13 protein-coding genes, 1 tRNA gene and 2 pseudogenes are annotated in these 15,949 nt (G+C 60.7%); 10 read left to right on the forward strand and 6 right to left on the reverse strand.

The annotated features are described in order from the left end of the window. The first annotated feature begins 128 nt into the window (after positions 1-128). Entirely contained in the window at positions 129-1,262 is a 1,134-nt protein-coding gene (locus BM399_RS16890; RefSeq protein ID WP_092868888.1) for a hypothetical protein, read from the forward strand. Between the two features lie 294 nt (positions 1,263-1,556). After that, positions 1,557-1,761, forward strand: a pseudogene (locus BM399_RS21410) (helix-turn-helix domain-containing protein); the annotation flags it as partial. 14 nt (positions 1,762-1,775) lie between these two features. On the opposite strand, the gene BM399_RS21415 reads toward BM399_RS21410, so the two are convergent. After that, positions 1,776-2,522, reverse strand: coding sequence for a hypothetical protein (locus BM399_RS21415; protein ID WP_244531319.1), 747 nt, complete (start codon positions 2,520-2,522; stop codon positions 1,776-1,778). 204 nt (positions 2,523-2,726) lie between these two features. Then, positions 2,727-2,803 (reverse strand) — tRNA-His (locus tag BM399_RS16905). Between the two features lie 302 nt (positions 2,804-3,105). On the opposite strand from BM399_RS16905, the gene BM399_RS16910 reads away from it, so the two are divergent. The 3 genes from BM399_RS16910 (at position 3,106) to BM399_RS16920 (ending at position 5,559) form a co-directional block, all read left to right on the forward strand. Next, positions 3,106-3,300, forward strand: a complete 195-nt coding sequence (locus tag BM399_RS16910) for a hypothetical protein (protein ID WP_143117849.1) — start codon at positions 3,106-3,108, stop codon at positions 3,298-3,300. A 192-nt stretch (positions 3,301-3,492) separates the two neighbouring features. Then, positions 3,493-4,734: a sensor histidine kinase gene (locus BM399_RS16915; RefSeq protein ID WP_092868891.1), complete on the forward strand. Its 1,242-nt coding sequence runs from the start codon at positions 3,493-3,495 to the stop codon at positions 4,732-4,734. A gap of 300 nt (positions 4,735-5,034) precedes the next feature. After that, positions 5,035-5,559 carry a hypothetical protein gene (locus BM399_RS16920; protein WP_092868892.1) on the forward strand — a complete coding sequence of 175 codons (525 nt, stop codon included), beginning with the start codon at positions 5,035-5,037 and terminating at the stop codon, positions 5,557-5,559. Positions 5,560-5,563: 4 nt separating this feature from the next. Here BM399_RS16920 and glpD read toward each other — a convergent pair whose 3' ends face one another. The 3 genes from glpD to BM399_RS16935 all read right to left on the reverse strand — a co-directional run bounded on the left by glpD (position 5,564) and on the right by BM399_RS16935 (position 10,035). Then, the gene (gene glpD, locus BM399_RS16925) at positions 5,564-7,060 is read right to left on the reverse strand and encodes a glycerol-3-phosphate dehydrogenase (RefSeq protein WP_092869176.1); all 1,497 of its coding nucleotides are present in this window, start codon (positions 7,058-7,060) and stop codon (positions 5,564-5,566) included. 88 nt (positions 7,061-7,148) lie between these two features. After that, entirely contained in the window at positions 7,149-9,080 is a 1,932-nt protein-coding gene (locus BM399_RS16930; protein ID WP_092868893.1) for a sodium:solute symporter family transporter, read from the reverse strand. A gap of 421 nt (positions 9,081-9,501) precedes the next feature. Beyond that, complete coding sequence (locus tag BM399_RS16935) at positions 9,502-10,035, reverse strand: copper chaperone PCu(A)C (RefSeq protein WP_092868894.1); 534 nt, start codon at positions 10,033-10,035, stop codon at positions 9,502-9,504. Between the two features lie 165 nt (positions 10,036-10,200). Here BM399_RS16935 and coaBC point away from each other — a divergent pair, with 165 nt between their 5' ends. The 4 genes and pseudogenes from coaBC to BM399_RS16955 all read left to right on the forward strand — a co-directional run bounded on the left by coaBC (position 10,201) and on the right by BM399_RS16955 (position 13,991). After that, on the forward strand, positions 10,201-11,436 hold the full coding sequence (gene coaBC, locus BM399_RS16940; protein ID WP_092868895.1) for a bifunctional phosphopantothenoylcysteine decarboxylase/phosphopantothenate--cysteine ligase CoaBC: 1,236 nt from the start codon (positions 10,201-10,203) through the stop codon (positions 11,434-11,436). After that, positions 11,433-11,873 (forward strand): annotated as a pseudogene (gene dut / locus BM399_RS16945) (dUTP diphosphatase); the annotation flags it as partial. The gene coaBC and the pseudogene dut, both read left to right, overlap by 4 nt. 243 nt (positions 11,874-12,116) lie before the next feature. Next, on the forward strand, positions 12,117-13,118 hold the full coding sequence (gene cysK, locus BM399_RS16950; RefSeq protein WP_092868897.1) for a cysteine synthase A: 1,002 nt from the start codon (positions 12,117-12,119) through the stop codon (positions 13,116-13,118). 36 nt (positions 13,119-13,154) lie between these two features. Next, a complete protein-coding gene (locus BM399_RS16955) occupies positions 13,155-13,991 on the forward strand; it encodes a HesA/MoeB/ThiF family protein (RefSeq protein ID WP_092868898.1) in 837 nt (278 codons plus the stop codon). Positions 13,992-14,061: 70 nt separating this feature from the next. Here BM399_RS16955 and BM399_RS16960 read toward each other — a convergent pair whose 3' ends face one another. Beyond that, positions 14,062-15,060 (reverse strand): 2-hydroxyacid dehydrogenase, encoded by a 999-nt coding sequence (locus tag BM399_RS16960; RefSeq protein WP_092868899.1) that lies wholly within the window; start codon positions 15,058-15,060, stop codon positions 14,062-14,064. A 299-nt stretch (positions 15,061-15,359) separates the two neighbouring features. Here BM399_RS16960 and BM399_RS16965 point away from each other — a divergent pair, with 299 nt between their 5' ends. Beyond that, entirely contained in the window at positions 15,360-15,926 is a 567-nt protein-coding gene (locus BM399_RS16965) for an SH3 domain-containing protein (protein ID WP_092869177.1), read from the forward strand. The last annotated feature ends 23 nt before the right edge of the window (positions 15,927-15,949 follow it).

A 15,949-nucleotide genomic window follows, 5' to 3' on the forward strand; every position in this document is an offset into this window, starting at 1 on the left:
CGCTCCATCACCAATTCGATCGGGCGTGAGAAACGTCTGACGCGGAAACTTGGGGATCATAGACCCCTGGCCATTCGGGATACGCCAAATTGCCTATAGCTTCTCCTTGGGGTGACTGGAGGAGCGCGATGAGCAAGCAAGTATTTTTGCACATCGGTGGCGAAAAGACTGGCACAAGTACTCTGCAGAGTTTCCTAACTCGGAATGCATCGCGTTTGAAGAGATCTGGTTTCTACTACCCCTGCGAAGCAAGCAACATTTGCTTCGCCAGCATGGCCCATCTCCCTGTTGCTGCCTGTTTGATCGACGAAAAAGTCGAGTTCGTGAGTGAAAAAAGTCAGCGCACGCTTCCGTTCGTTCTCAGGGTGCTAACGCGGGTGGTCGCGGCGACCGAGGGAGCGGTCGTTCTATCCTGTGAGCACTTCTCATCGAGATTAATGCAGAAGCGGCAGCTCGTGGCGTTACGGAACGCCTTACCGGCGGACGAGATCAAGGTCGTCTACTACATTCGGGAACCTTCAGAACTCGCTTTGGCTGCCTGGTCGACTGGCATCCGATACGGTGGAAGACACTCGTTCAACGTCAATGATGTCACGCCCGAAAGTCGATATTATAATCACCTGGAAACTCTAAAATTGTGGGGCTCGGTTTTCGGTGAGCCGAATTTAATCGTACGAGAGTACAATCGTGCGCTTCTTAAGAACGGTGACATACGAAAGGATTTTTGCGCGCTACTCGGAATTAAGTCCGAAGATATGCGGTTTGACGAAGATGAAAATCAGTCGTTCGACGTGCAACGCCTGGAAGCCCTCAGATACATCAACGGCGCTTTGCCCGCATTTCATGAAGGGGAAGCTGAATGGCGCCGGGCCCAAAATATAAGGCGGCTCGTTTCCACGTACATTCCTGAAAGTGGGACGTTGAAAGCCTTGATGAGCGAGGGGGAGCGCACTCTCATCAAATCGCGGTTCAGCGATATCAATCAGGAGATAAGCGAGCGATATTTTGCTGGTCAACTCTCGCGCGACTGGTTTCCCGATTGCTCGGAGCGGGAAGAAAGAACTGATCTTCAGCATCGCTCCCAAGTGGACTTAGCTTCCGTTCTCCGGGAAACCGTCATTCGATTAGCTGAAGCGAATGGCGATTACGCCCGTCCGAAGGTGAAGACGAAGCTCAGAAAGCTTTTGAAGCAGATCAGACAGAGTCTCTTCGAGAGTGTTTTTAGACCCATGCCATCGGCAATTCGCCGACGAAGTCCTTAGCGCGTGGTGAGGTGTCTGGTCTCTTCTGCTTTTTCGATGACCTTACAATTCCGTATCTCTTGCGCCGCGGTTGGATCATCCTCTGCACTCAGCGTACAGCCCAAAAAGGGGCGGCTCGCAGTGCATCTTGCTTTTTTGATTACGTTCCTCGCTCTCCTTGGCAAAGTCGGCGCGACCGCCATTGCAGTGTTCATCACTCTTTTCGGCCTTATCCCGTGGCTCATCGCGAAAATCTTGAGGTGGTGAACCGTACATTCTTCAGAGCGCCTTGTTCGTGCGCCTCCCTGAAGCTTGGACGATATCGAGGAAGCGTTCGGCAGGGCCGAGGGCGATAGCCGTCGCGCTGATCGAGCGGCCGACGTCGATCAAGACGCTCGAATGGGGGCACGTTCACCAGACGCGTGTGTGGATACCGGTTTCAATATCTCCGAAGCCGCAAGAAGGCTTGGGATGCACCGGCGGACGTTGGGCGTGGAAGCTGGAGAAGCGGCAGGGGTAGTGAGGCTTGGGTCCTCAGTTCGTGACCTGCGAAACCAAGAATTCGTGTTGTTCTCCGGCGAAATCGACTGTGATCGCGTAGGATTTTGGCGCGCTGCCAGAGTACGCCGGTTGGTCAAGCACAATAGTGCCGCCGATCCACTCGCCCGGCATCACGGTGTTGTCCTTCAGAATGGTGTTCTGGAGCTGAGATAAATTCTGCTCGCCCTGCGCCTGAAGGGCAGCGATTTCTTCGCGCGTTTCGTAATTCGCGTTTTGCTGCGCGATTTGCGCTCTGAGCGGGTCATAAGTCGTTGCTGTGTAAGTTCCATAGTTGCCATTCGCGCGGACGGTTCCCGTCGTGTTGACGTAACCGGCATTGGCTGCGTTGATTCCACGTGCGGTGGCCGAGAGGACCGCGCCGACGGCTTGAATAGTTTGGCGTGTTTGTTCTTCACGTACCAATTCGTCGTATCGATAGATGCGCAGCGCAGCTTGTCTGCCATCAACCGTCTGGTGCGCGTTGATATTCGCTTCCATTAAGGTCTGCGGTTTATTTTCGAGATTCCGCACGGCTACGGTGAACGCCGGTCGCGCATTGCCTTTCAGAAGCTGATTATTTGGCCGTAGCATCACCAAGTTCTTTTTCTTCGATATCAAAGATGGGATGCCATCGCGCACGATCGCTTCCTGGCCCGGCGCCGCGGAAAGCTGAATTTTTTGCGAAGCGCATGCAAAGAGAAGTGGCGATATCAAAATTGTGAAAAACGGAATTGCACGCATGTTGCCCCCCGGCGTCTGCGCTTCACTATCAGTAGTCTGAATATCCTATTGCGTCGCTAGAGTCTCGCAACGAGCATTTTCTGCATGGGATTCGATTTTGCTGTGCAACGTTGAATGTTGATCATCGACACGACTGGTGGAGTGGTGGCGTCCGTGTCCTAATCCAGGACAAGATCAATATTGCTCGGAGAGTATCGGATGGAATGGTACCGCCTCCCAGATTTGAACCGGGGACCTCTAGATCCACAATCTAGCGCTCTAACCAACTGAGCTAAGGCGGCATGCCAAATGGCCTGGGATGATTTTAGGGCGATCGGGCGGGGCGTTGCACGTGCAAATCACCGCGTCGTCGCGCTTTAATGAATCCCGGCTGCAGCGCGATCCCGATGGGAGCGCACGCCGCGTGTTTCCAACACAGCGGGAGCCAGGGGTCAAGGGCGACTTATGGCTCTCGCCTTGAGTTTACCTGTTTTTGGGTGCCCTTACAGATCGTAGCGGCAACGCGGGGAACCCGAGCGGTCCCGTTGCGTTCGTACGCCAACTGGTTCATCACGACGCTGTTTCCGGGGGGATGCAGAACATCATGACGCTTTGCCCTTATAGTTCCGACGAGCTGAAGGACCTCCATCGCCTGCTCAAGAGCATCATCGAGGAGGCTCACGAGCGGTCGCTCAACATTCCCGACGACGACATCATTGAGATGGTGTTCGATCTGGCCGACCACGGCGAGCGAGATCCAGAGAAACTGCGCGCCGCCGTCCTCGATAAGGCCGCCTGAGTCGCGGCCTGAACTAAATTTCTACCCGAGATTGTAGTTCGATATGCTTGAGTGGGTTGTGCTCGGCGAGCGCCCCCTCTCTTGCCGCGGAAGACAGTGGAAAATCACGCGTTTGCCGTTCTGGCCGCCCGCAAATCACGTAGATGATCGTGGTGCGTTGCGCATGAGCCTTTTGAACGGGCGATTTTCCCTATGGCGGTCTCCGCTAAACCCGCAATGCCGGCGATGCCGATCCGGCGCGATGACCCTGCGCCGCTCGATGCCGCACCCGCGACGCAGGCCGTCATCACGATCGACCCGGAGGCGGCCGAAATTCTCGGTGCGACCCCATCAGGGGCTGCCGCGCTCGGGCTTTTCCCCTACGCGTCGTTTCCCATCGCGCTCGATCCCGCGACGCCCGCCCTCGCGAAGCTGCGTCAGATCGCGCCCCAGGTCGCACTTCAGGGCGATTACCGAAAAGGCGATGTCGAGACGCTGGTGTTCTGGAACAGCGGCCTCCTGAAGCGCTTGAAATGCCGGGTCACGAGGCAGGGCAAGAAGGGCTCGAAAGTTCTTCTCCTTCACGTTGCCGACGAAGCCGAGACGCCTGATCCCGAGCAGAAAATTCCAGCGGTCGCGTCCTCCGGCAGTCGCAATCTGGCTCCGCTGTATGCGGCGGTCACCGCGGAAATCGATGCGTTGCGAGCGGCGGAAGCAGCGGATGCGGCGGCGGTTGAGGCCGCGCCTCAGCCGCTCATCGTGATGGATGCCGATCATCTCGCGAAGCTCGCGCATGAGCTCAAAACCCCGCTGACGGCCATCGCCGCGGCTTCGGAGATCATGCGCGACGAACGGCTCGGCGAGATGAAGAACGAGCGATATCTGAGTTATGCGGCGGACATCCACGAAAGCGCGACGCATGCGCTCGACGTCATTACGTCGTTGCTTTTGAACCGGGACCGGTCGTCGAGCGTGCCGGTTGCGCGGCTCATCGCGCTCGATCTCAATGCGATCGTCGAACGGACGGTGTCGAGCGTGCAGGCTCTCGCGCAATCGTGCGGATTGACCCTCGACTTCAAGAGCGACGGAAGCCGCCCGCACGTCGTCGCCAATCCGACCGCGCTTCGCCAGATCCTGCTGAACCTGTTGACGAACGCGATCAAGTTCACGCCGCGCGGCGGAGATGTTCGCGTGGAGACGGGCCATATCGGCGACGGGCGTGTGTTCCTCGTCGTCAGCGACACCGGCCGCGGTATGAATGGCACGCGTTCCCCTGCCTACAGAGCCGCGGCCGCAGAGTTGCAGCCGCCGTGGGCTGCCAGCACGGGTATCGGCCTGCCGCTCGTCGCACGTCTCGTTCGCGAGATGGGCGCCGAGTTCGAGATCGAAAGCATTCCTGAAGGCGGGACTGCCGCACTGATCGTTTTCGGCGACTTCTCGCGGCGGATGGAGTAGCCGGTCCGGCTGTTGAACGCGCCCAGTTACCCAGTTGAAAATTATAAAAATTCTAATGTAAGCGCGGCCGCTTACAAATGGTTGACCGGGCCATCTTCCTCGCGCTAGCTCAATGCAAGGCGTCATCGCGATGCCCGCGCCATCGTTGGCGCTAACCGATACCGGGGCCTTGAACCCTGATTATTGGAGTCGAAATGACAGCTGCTCTGTGGGCGCTCGATAGCGCCATCAATTCCGACGCCCGTTGCCGCTCCAGCTCTTGCGCATCGTTCGCGCGCTTCTCGGCGGAGATTTGCAACAATGGCTAATTCGGCATCGAACACCTCCGTTCAACATGTGCGGCGCTCGGCCAAGGTCGTGCCGCTTCCCGCGCGCGCGCCGGAACGGCTCGTTGGCGTCGGTTTCCGCTGCTGGCTTGCCGGCCTATCGACCGGCGACATCAAATGCTGGGAAGATGCGTGGAACACGTTCTCGGGCATGCTCGGCCCCGATAATGCCAAGACGTTGCTTCTCGATCTTTCGAAGTTCGTGCGCGCGGTGAAAGCCAGTGCTCAGCGCGACATCGAAATCTCGCCGGCCGGTTGCCGCAGTTTCTGCCGTGACGAGTGTCTCGCGATCTCGATCATTGCTGCCTGTCAGCATAACGAGCGGCAGGCTCTGACGGCGTCAGTCGCGGCACTGATCGGCACCGAGGACATCGGCGACACCTTGAATGGTGCGCTGGCGCTCGCGGCGGCTCTTCGCAGCGCCAATCAGCTGCTTTGCGCTGAATCGGTATGCCCCGCGACGTGCGCTCTTCGCGCTCAACGCCGCCGCTTGATGTAAGCGCTCAAGATTTCTCGAGACAGGCTTGGATGCGACCGGCGACGCGTGCGCTATCGCCTTTGAGGTGCAGGCCTGTCTTTGTTCGCCGCCAGAGAACGTCGGTTGCGGTCTCCGCCCATTCTTCTGATTTCAGATAAGCGACTTCGCGCGCGGTGAGGCCGCCGCCGAAATCTTCGCCAAGGCCCTTTTCGGACGTGGCGCCGGCGATGATCTTCGACGTTCGCGCGCCGTGCCGCCGGGCAAGCTTGCGAAGGGAGCTCTGCTCGAACCCGCGGTTCTCGCGTGCGAAGTCCTTAAACCAATGATCGAAGGTTCGGCCGCCGAGATCGCCACCCGGCAGCGGCGTCGTTCGTGTCCGGCTCGCCTGCATTTGCGGAAAACACGGGCGCAGTAATTTCAGCGCCGCTTCTGCGAGCTTGCGATAGGTGGTGATCTTGCCGCCGACGACGTGAAGAATGGGCGGCTGATCGCTCACGCTGAGATCGAGCCGGTAATCGCGGCTTACGGCGGACGCGCTTTCGCTGCCGTCGTCCTCGAGCGGGCGCACGCCTGCAAAACTCCAGACGATGTCGTGGCGCGTGACGGGCTCGCGGAAAAAGCGATTGGCGGCGTCGAGCAGGTAATCTTCTTCTTCGCGCGATGCGCTGGCATTTCGCGGATCGCCTGCGAATGTTTCCTCGGTCGTTCCGATCAACGTGAAGGCGTCTTCGAATGGCAACGCGAAGACGATGCGGCCATCGCGGTTTTGAAAGGTGTATGCGTCGTCGGCGCCGGCAATCCGCCGCACGGTGATGTGGCTGCCTTTGACCAATCTGACGGTTGGCGGTGTCGCGTTCCGCTGGCCGGTCGCGAGGGCCGCTACTTTCGCAACCCACGGTCCTGCCGCATTGACGACGGCGCGGGCTGCAATGCGCCGTCCTGAATTTCCGAGAGTTGCGCTCCAGACGCCGCCTTCGGCCTTCAATTCGGTGACGGGCGTTCTCGTTGCGATGCGTGCTCCCGCGTCGCGCGCGGCGATTGCGTTCAGAACGACGAGACGGGAATCGTCGACCGCGCAATCCCAGTACGTGAAGCCGCGAAGCAATTCGGAAACGAGAGGTGCACCGGCTGGATCTCGCCGCAGGTCGATGGCGTGCGACGCGCCGAGGGACTCCCGGGAGGCCAGATGATCATAAAGAAAAAGTCCCGCGCGCATCATCAGCTCGTGCCGCATACCGGCGACCTGCGGAAGGATGAAGCGCATCGGGCGGATGATGTGCGGCGCTTTCGCGAGAAGTACTTCGCGCTCGGCCAATGCTTCGCGAACGAGCCGGAATTCAAAATGTTCGAGGTACCGGAGGCCGCCGTGGATGAGTTTGGAGCTTGCCGATGACGTTGCGCCCGCAAGGTCGTCCGCTTCGGCAAGGAAAACCGAAAGGCCACGCATCGCCGCATCGGCCGCAATTCCAGCGCCGTTGATGCCGCCGCCAATCACGAGGAGATCGTAAATCTCGTCAGCCATTGCGTTGGTGCCGCCGTGCGTTGCGCCGCTTATCGGACGCGTGGTCACGCGCCCAACTCTAGGCGACTCGTTCGCGTGCGCGAAGGTTTCAAGCGGGCGCTTCGGGCGTCTTTTTTCGCGGCCGCAGCAGCAGGCTGACCAAAAGTCCTGCAATGAAGCCCGCAGGGACAGCAACGAGCGTAATGGCTGCCGGTTTCAGACCGCCCCAGTTCGCGATCGTCGTGACATGTTTGACGAGAGCCGCGTGCGCGAGCGCTACGGCGTCGGGTGTCGTCGCTGCGGCTAGAGCGGCCTGCAACTCCACGAAGCGCTTTGCGGCCATTGGCGGGGCATCCGAAAGGGCGCCTGAAATACTGAACAGTTCAACCGGCCAGATGTGGACACCGAGCAGGTAGGCAGCGGTGATCAGCGATCCTACGAGCATCGCTGCAATCGCGCCGGCGGCGTTCATATGGCGCCAGTGCAGCCCAAGAACGAGGGACGGGAAGATACCAGCAGCCAGCAACGCAAAGCCTTCGGCGGCGAGCAGTCCCGTTCCGATGGCGGCAAAGAGCGCTACCAGCGCGGCGACGACGAGAAGAGTTCCGCCGACCGACACCGAACGAAAATCCAGATCGGGCGAGCGCTCATCACGCGTCGTCCTGATCTCCCGATCGGCGACGACGATGGAGGAGAGGAGCGCGTTTCCGACGAGCACGGACGCGAGCACGACGGCGAGCAGCAGCGGATATTCCAACATGGGGCTGAGGCCCGAGATCATCGGGGCAGCGACGACGAAGCCGTCCGTCGTGAATGCCAGATCCTGAAGTCTCAGGAAGCCGCGCTGTCCGGAAGCCTTGGCGCAGGCGGCGGCGAGATCGGTCGATGCGAGGGAGGTCTGGTCGCAGACTTTCACCCAGCCGTGCGCACTCGCCTCGGCGAACGACTGCGGAATTGCTGCGATTTCGATGCCTTTGGACATCACTTCTTCGAAGCCGATGCGACTGTAGATCGCGAGCGGGGGAAGACTGGCAATGAGAATGGCAACGGCGACGAGGGCCACCGCTGTCCGCTTCACGGCGCCGCCTGGAGCGACAGCCGATTGGGATACGTGACGCCCGAGCAGATGGGGAGCGGCGACTACACCCAGTGCGACTGCGAGCAGGAGGCCCGCGAAATTCCGCATCGAAAGGAGCAGGAACGGCGACGCCATCGGCGTCAAGGATTTCACGTCCGACAATCGATTGACGACGAGCGCCTGATTGAGATTGGCGTGGCTTTCGAGGGCAGAGCCGAGCGTGAAGTGGGGCAGCAGCGAGCCGCTTGCGAAGACTGCGAGTGCAACGAGTGTTGCGAGCAGTCCGGCGGCGACGGCGACGAAGCCCAATCCGCCGCTCATTTTTGCCGGCGCGAAGAAAGTGCCTGCAAGCCAAGTCGCAGCGATCGCCACCGTGATACCGAGGATCGCCTGGTGCATCGGGATGTTGATGAGGCTCTGCAACGCGAGCGAACCTGCTCTGATGTCGGCGGCCAGTAGCAGGCCGGTTGCAGCCGACGCGATGAGAAACGCCAAGCGACGCGTCAGGCTTCCGCCGTAGCGGATCGCGAAGAAGCCGCTGATCGATTGCACGGGATAAAGAACGAAGCGCGGCGCTACGAGGATTGCGAGCAAGGCAACGCCGGCGACGAGGCCGAGTGGCAGCGCCAAGCCGTCGTAGCCCATTGCCGCGATGTAGCCTGTGAAACCTAGAAGCGCGACTGCGCCGACGATCTCGCCTGCGAATATGAGAGCAGGGCGGATGCCTTCGCGTACCGGCACGCCGCCGGCTCTCCAGGCATAGAAAGCGACTAACGCAACGAGACCGATGATTGCGCCCTGTGCCGCAATCCAGAAGCCAAGCGGGAATCCGCCGATGCGAATGACATTGAGCGTCAAAGCCGACAACGGCAATGCAATCGCCAAGATCAGCCAAATCAGCAGGCTCGCCAGCAGCAGGCGACCAGAAGGCCGACTCGCGCCGGCAATATCCCCCAGACCCATCTTCACCCTCTCTGCGTCCCCGGCACAGCACCCGAAGCGCGCTATTGGCGTCAGAAAGGCGTTACGATCAAGGCAGCGGACACAATCGGCCCCGGTGGCCTGCCCGTCGGCGCGGCGCAGGATATCAAGATACAGGTCCGTTGGGCTCGTGCCGCCGGCCCGCGTGTTTGAAATTTGAGGGGTATTAGAACGGCAATGGGGTGGTCCGCGTTACCGAACCACCCCAATAGTTTCGTCCCTAGACTTGGACCTTTATTCGTTTTTTAGCCCTGCGACCGGTCCCGGCCATCGCAAGTGGCGGCAACATGTACCAAACGATCTTCTGCGTCAAGTCACCGCGCGACATAAATAATTTTCGATTTTTCGGTGCCCGAAAGATGATCAGTTGCCGATGGCACGACGGTGGATTTCCGCCGTTGTTTTACTCATGTGTCATATCGTGGTGCATTGAGCCCATCGAATCATCATCGGGCTGCTTGGCAAGGCCGTGAGGGCCCATGGCGCCTGGCGCTTCGACCGTGCCTTCGACTTCGATGGGTCCTGCCTTTTCGAAAGTCAGCTTGAGCTTGACGAGGTCGCCCTCCTTAAGCGGCTCCTTCAAACCCATCAGCATGATGTGATCGGCCATCGGCTTCAGCACGACGGATTGGCCGGGCTTCAGGTCAATGCCGTCGAGGCGGCGCATCTTCATGACATCGCCCTCCATCGTCATCGAGTGGACTTCGCCGTTGGCGGCGACGGGCGATGAAACGCCGATCAGCCGGTCGGAGGTATCCTTGTCGGTCTTGATCTCGGCGAACGCCGCGCCGACTTTCTGGCCTTCAGGGGTGGCCCGCGCCCAGGGATGCGCAACCGTTACGCCTTTGACGGTCACCTCATGGGCCGCAGCCAGGGTTGGCGCCAAAGCCGCTGCAAGGCCAGCCACGACGGCAAGGGCCGGGATTTTGAAACGCATGGGTAAATTCCTCCAGAGCGCGTGTTCCGGCGGATATAGGTCAAAACCGGATAAATGGCACGGGGGCGGCCGTGAAATTTGCCGTCTTGGCGAATGGCTTAACCTCACGCTTCGGGGAATGTGCTAAATTGCGCTTCCTATCGAGCGGTAACGGGACTTAACGATTTGTCGTCGGCCAAGCGTATCCTACTGATCATCGGTGGCGGAATTGCTGCCTATAAGTGCCTGGACTTGATCCGGCGGCTGCGAGAGCGCGGCCATAGCGTCCGTGCCGTGATGACGAAGGCCGCCCATCATTTCGTGACGCCGCTTTCCGTTGGCGCATTGACGAACGAGCGGGTGCTGACCGACCTCTTCGATCTCGACGAGGAACGGGAGATCGGACACATCCGGCTGGCGCGTGACAGTGATTTGATCGTCGTCGCACCGGCGACGGCCGATCTCATCGCGCGGATGGCCGGCGGCCACGCCGACGATCTCGCGACGGCCGTTCTGCTTGCGACCGAGAAGCCCGTCGTTCTCGCACCCGCCATGAACCCTGCGATGTGGCGCAACCCGGCGACGCGCCGGAATGTTGCGCAGCTCAAGGCCGACGGCGTCCGGATCATCGGGCCGGCTGTCGGCGAGATGGCGGAGCGCGGTGAAGCTGGGCCTGGCCGTCTCGTCGAGGTTCCAGAACTCATCGCTGCCATAGAAGGCGCATTCGAAGCGGGTGCGTCCCGCGGCGGCGTGCTTGAAGGACGCCACGTCATCATCACGAGCGGGCCGACGCACGAACCCATCGATCCGATCCGCTATCTCGCGAACCGCTCATCGGGCAAACAGGGCTTCGAACTCGCGACCGCGGCGGCCGAACTCGGCGCGCGGGTAACGCTGATCACCGGCCCCGTTTCGCTCAGCGAACCGGCCGGCGTCGAAATCGTCCGCATCAAGACGGCTGCAGAAATGCTGGAAGCGGTGAAGGCCGCATTGCCCGCCGATATCGCCGTTTTCGCGGCGGCCGTTGCCGACTGGCGCGTCGAGACCATCCAGACCGAAAAGATCAAGAAGTCCGAGAAGACGGGTGCGCCCACGCTTTCGCTCACGGAAAATCCGGACATCCTGAAGATGATCGCACGACCGGGGCCTGAGCGGCCGCGGCTTGTCATCGGTTTCGCGGCTGAAACACAGAATGTGTTGACCCACGCCCAGGCGAAGCTCAAATCCAAGCGCGCGGACTGGATCGTCGCCAATGACGTTTCGCCGTCGTCGGGTGTGATGGGCGGCGAAAACAATACCGTACATTTGATCACCGCAAGCGGTGTGGAGAGCTGGCCTGAGATGAGCAAGGCGAAGGTTGCGAGAAAACTCATGGAGCGCGCCGCGGAGCAGCTTCACGCCAAGCGTACGGCTGCTGAATGAAGGTCAAAGTCAGGCGTCTCGAGCACGCAGAGGGTCTTCCGCTTCCTGATTATCAGACAGAACACGCTGCGGGGTTCGATCTCGTGGCGGCTGTTCCGGACGATGTTTCCGTCACCATCGCGCCGGGAGCACGCGCGCTCATCCCAACAGGCTTGATCTTCGAACTCCCTCGCGGAATGGAAGCGCAGGTGCGTCCGCGATCGGGGCTTGCCGTGAAGCACGGCGTGACAGTTCTCAATAGCCCCGGCACGATCGACGCCGATTATCGTGGCGAAGTCGCTGTCATTTTGATCAATCACGGGACTGACCCGTTTGTCGTGGCGCGTGGTGAACGGGTCGCGCAAATGATTGTTGCTCCGGTTGCGCGCGTAAAACTCCGCGAGGCTAAAAGGCTGACAGCAACGAAACGGGGTGCGGGCGGTTTCGGGTCTACGGGTATTAGCGAGGCCCCATCCCATGACGGGACCGGGCGGCGGAAAGCCGTTGCCAAACGATCGGGCAAGGCGCAAAAAAAATCCAAATCGTGAGATCGCGCGCAGGCGCGTTAAGCACAAAAAGTGCAATGCTTATGGGCCTCTATGCGCCTTCCTCACCTCTTGAGGGCGACACTCGAACCTGCGAGAACCGTTCCCATATTGCGCACTGTGAGCGCGTCAATCCGAGGGCGAATCGAGATAACCATGACAGACACGATTGAAATCAAAACACTCGAAGCCACGAAGAGCTGGGGACGCGGTCGCGTCTACGAGAGCATCACTGAAACGATCGGTCATACGCCGCTCGTGCGACTCTCGAAGATCAAGGCAGCAGCGAAACTCAATGCCGACATTTTGCTGAAGCTCGAATTCTTCAATCCGCTGTCATCGGTCAAGGATCGTATCGGCGTCGCTATGGTCGACGCACTGGAAGCGGAAGGCCGCATCAAGCCGGGTAAGACGGTGCTCATCGAGCCGACGTCCGGAAATACGGGTATCGGTCTCGCATTCGTCGCTGCGGCGCGCGGCTACCGACTTATTCTCGTCATGCCCGAGACGATGTCGATCGAGCGCAGAAAAATTCTGTCCCACCTCGGCGCGGAACTGGAATTGACGCCGGGCGCTGGCGGTATGCCGGCAGCAGTTGCGCGCGCCGAAGAGATTGCGAAGACGCTTCCTGATGCTGTCATCCCCGGGCAGTTCGACAATCCGGCGAACCCGCTCGTTCATGCAAAGACGACGGCGGAAGAAATCTACAACGACACGAAGGGCAAAGTTGATGCGCTCGTGATCGGTGTCGGCACGGGCGGCACGCTGACGGGTGTCGGCCAGGTCCTGAAGAAGCGCATTCCGGGTCTCAAGGTGATTGCGGTGGAGCCGACGACCAGCGCGATCCTGTCCGGTCAGCCGCGTGGCCCGCATAAGATCCAGGGCATCGGCGCCGGGTTCATTCCGGGCAACCTCGACCAAAGCCTGATCGATGAGGTCGTCACCGTTTCGAGCGATACCGCATTCGAAGTTTCGCGCACTGTTGCAAAGGTCGAAGGTATTCCCGGCGGCATCTCGACGGGCGCCAATGTCGCCGCGGCGATTGCCGTCGCCGAAAGGCCGGAATTCGCAGGCAAGACGATCGTCACGTTTGCGCCGTCGTCTGCGGAGCGCTATTTCTCCAGCGAGCTCTTCGTCGATCCGCAGCCGAAGACCTAAGCCACTCGCTACCCGCGCGAAAGATTATTGGGACTCATGGCACAGCTCACGTCAGACGAAGTGCAGCGCTACAAACGCCACCTCGTTCTGCGTGACGTGGGTGCTCCGGGGCAGCAAAAACTCAAGGCGGCGCGCGTACTCGTTATCGGCGCCGGCGGACTTGGTTCGCCGGTCGTCACGTACCTTGCGGCGGCAGGCGTCGGAACGATCGGCATCATCGACGACGACACCGTCTCAATCGACAACCTTCAGCGCCAGATCGCGCATCGCACGGAGGATGCGGGCAGGCTGAAGGTCGACAGTGCTCGTGACGCGATCCTTCGCATCAATCCGCACGTCACTGTCGAGACTTATGCGGAGCGCATCGACGCATCGAACGCGCTCGCGATCATCTCGCGCTACGACATCGTTGCTGACGGTTCGGATAATTTCGCGACGCGTTATCTGGTTTCGGACGCGTGCTATTTCGCGAAGCGGCCGCTTGCCTATGCGGCGCTGGGATCGTTCGACGGCTACGTCTCCCTGTTCAAGCCGCACGAGAACGACGCGCAAGGGAACCCTTATCCGTCGCTCCGCTGCGTTTTTCCGGAAGCGCCTCCGGCAGGGCTTGTCGCCAATTGCGAAGAGGTCGGCGTTCTCGGGCCGGTCGCGGGAGTCGTCGGGACGTTGCAGGCAACGGAAGTCGTGAAAGAGCTATTGGGTCTCGGCGAGAGCCTTGCCGGACGCCTGCTCATCTACGATGCGCTCGCCACGCGGTTCGAGGTCGTCACAATCGCCTGGGATCCGGACAATCCTCTGACGGGACGAGATCCGACGATTACCGATCTTGCATCGGGGCAGGTTGCCGCCAATCCGGCGTGCGCCGCAGAATAATTTTCAGAAAAATTCGAGACTGAAATTTTGAGACCGGCGGCGACGACAAGCGCCGCCGGGAATACTCAGCTCAGAGCATCGCGGGGTGAACGCGGTCGGGTGGTGCGTGCCCGTCGGCGAACGCCTTGATGTTGATGATCACCTTCTCGCCCATGTCGACGCGGCCTTCGATCGTCGCGGAGCTCATGTGCGGCAAGGCGATGACGCGGTCGGACGCCAAGAGCCGCGGATTGACGGCTGGCTCGTGCTCGAACACGTCGAGGCCCGCGCCCGCGATCGCGCCCGCTTCGAGAAGGCGAGCCAACTCGTTCTCGTCGACGACCTCGCCGCGCGCCGTGTTGACGATGTAAGCCGACGGTTTCAGCAGCTTGAGCCGCCGTGCCGACAGCAGGTGATAGGTGCCGGGCGTATGCGGGCAGTTGATCGACACGATGTCGACGCGCGTCAGCATCTGGTCGAGGCTTTCCCAGAACGTCGCCTCGAGCTCCGCCTCGACCTCTTCGATGACGCGACGGCGATTGTGATAGTGGATCTGCAAGCCGAACGCTTTGGCGCGGCGCGCAACCGCCTGGCCGATGCGGCCCATGCCGACGATGCCGAGCCGCTTGCCGTAGATGCGGTGTCCGAGCATCCATGTCGGCGACCAGCCGGACCATTTTGTCGCGGGGTCGCGCATGTACGCTGCGCCTTCGGCGAGGCGCCGGGGCACCGCGAGGATGAGCGCCATCGTCATGTCGGCAGTGTCTTCGGTCAGCACGCCGGGCGTGTTGGTGACCAGGATGCCCCGGTTGCGGGCGGTATCGAGGTCGACGTTGTCGACGCCCGTTCCGAAGTTCGCGATCAGGCGGAGCTTCGGGCCGGCTTGCGTCAGCACGGCACGGTCGATGCGGTCAGTCACCGTCGGCACGAGGACGTCGGCGGTTTTGACGGCTTCGACCAGCTGAGCCTGACTGAGAGGCTTGTCTTCGAGATTGAGGCGCGTGTCGAAAAGCTCGCACATCCGTGTCTCGACGACATCGGGAAGCTTGCGGGTGACGACGACAACAGGTTTCTTCTGGGGGGTGGGCATTCGTTTCCCGTTGCAAGAAAATCGCGGCGTTCACATGACCCTTGCGAGGCCGCTTGAGAAAGTGCGGCCCCGTGTCTATCAGATGGTCTTCGCGAAGACAAAGTCCTGAAATCAGTTGCGGACGCTAACACGAAGGCACGCTAGCCGTTTTCTTTGCCGAGCGCGGGTTACACGCGGGGTTACAGGCCGCTTCAATGACAATATCGTTCCTAGAGCATAGACACGCCCGGCCGCGGGCGGGGTTGCGGCTGCCGCTTGGAAGCGGCTGGGCGACCGGCGTTCGGGCTATAAAGGCCAAGATGGCGGGCGTCAGGGCGACGGGCGGCCGGGCAGTCCTCGCAGCTGCAGCAATCGCTTTGGTCCTGGTAGCGCCTCTGGTGATCCCTGGGCGCGCGGTGGCGGCTGATTCGCCGGCGCTCGCCGGGAGCGGCTTGCCGGTGCCGCGTTTCGTCAGCCTCAAGTCTGACAGGGTCAATCTCAGGAACGGGCCGGGGACCGATTACCCGACCTCATGGGTCTACCGGCGTGCGGGACTTCCGCTGGAAGTCATCAAGGAATTCGAGATCTGGCGGCAGGTCCGCGATGCCGAAGGCGCCACGGGCTGGGTTTTGCAGTCGTTGCTGTCGGGCCGGAGAACGGGCCTCGTTCTGCCTTGGGAACGCAAGACCGGGACTTCGCCGCCGCTGGTGCCGATCATGGCGAGCGATAGCGAGCATACGAACGTGGTCGCGAATGTCGAAGCGGGCGTTATCGCCGATCTGCACATGTGCGACGGGCGCTGGTGCCGCGTAACGGTCGACCAATACAGCGGCTACATCGAGCAGAAGAAGCTCTGGGGCGTCTACGAAGGCGAGACGTTCAAGTAAGCCGTTGCTTGCGCTAACCGGTG

This window comes from Hyphomicrobium facile (genome assembly GCF_900116175.1).
GTDB classification, from domain to species: Bacteria; Pseudomonadota; Alphaproteobacteria; order Rhizobiales; family Hyphomicrobiaceae; genus Hyphomicrobium_B; species Hyphomicrobium_B facile.

Bases quoted from the DNA above. Each gene is read 5' to 3' on its own strand.
- BM399_RS16890 (WP_092868888.1), top strand. From the start codon at position 129: ATGAGCAAGCAAGTATTTTTGCACATCGGTGGCGAAAAGACTGGCACA.
- BM399_RS21415 (WP_244531319.1), bottom strand. From the start codon at position 2,522: ATGCGTGCAATTCCGTTTTTCACAATTTTGATATCGCCACTTCTCTTT.
- BM399_RS16910 (WP_143117849.1), top strand. From the start codon at position 3,106: ATGACGCTTTGCCCTTATAGTTCCGACGAGCTGAAGGACCTCCATCGC.
- BM399_RS16915 (WP_092868891.1), top strand. From the start codon at position 3,493: ATGGCGGTCTCCGCTAAACCCGCAATGCCGGCGATGCCGATCCGGCGC.
- BM399_RS16920 (WP_092868892.1), top strand. From the start codon at position 5,035: ATGGCTAATTCGGCATCGAACACCTCCGTTCAACATGTGCGGCGCTCG.
- glpD (WP_092869176.1), bottom strand. From the start codon at position 7,060: ATGGCTGACGAGATTTACGATCTCCTCGTGATTGGCGGCGGCATCAAC.
- BM399_RS16930 (WP_092868893.1), bottom strand. From the start codon at position 9,080: ATGGGTCTGGGGGATATTGCCGGCGCGAGTCGGCCTTCTGGTCGCCTG.
- BM399_RS16935 (WP_092868894.1), bottom strand. From the start codon at position 10,035: ATGCGTTTCAAAATCCCGGCCCTTGCCGTCGTGGCTGGCCTTGCAGCG.
- cysK (WP_092868897.1), top strand. From the start codon at position 12,117: ATGACAGACACGATTGAAATCAAAACACTCGAAGCCACGAAGAGCTGG.
- BM399_RS16955 (WP_092868898.1), top strand. From the start codon at position 13,155: ATGGCACAGCTCACGTCAGACGAAGTGCAGCGCTACAAACGCCACCTC.
- BM399_RS16960 (WP_092868899.1), bottom strand. From the start codon at position 15,060: ATGCCCACCCCCCAGAAGAAACCTGTTGTCGTCGTCACCCGCAAGCTT.
- BM399_RS16965 (WP_092869177.1), top strand. From the start codon at position 15,360: ATGGCGGGCGTCAGGGCGACGGGCGGCCGGGCAGTCCTCGCAGCTGCA.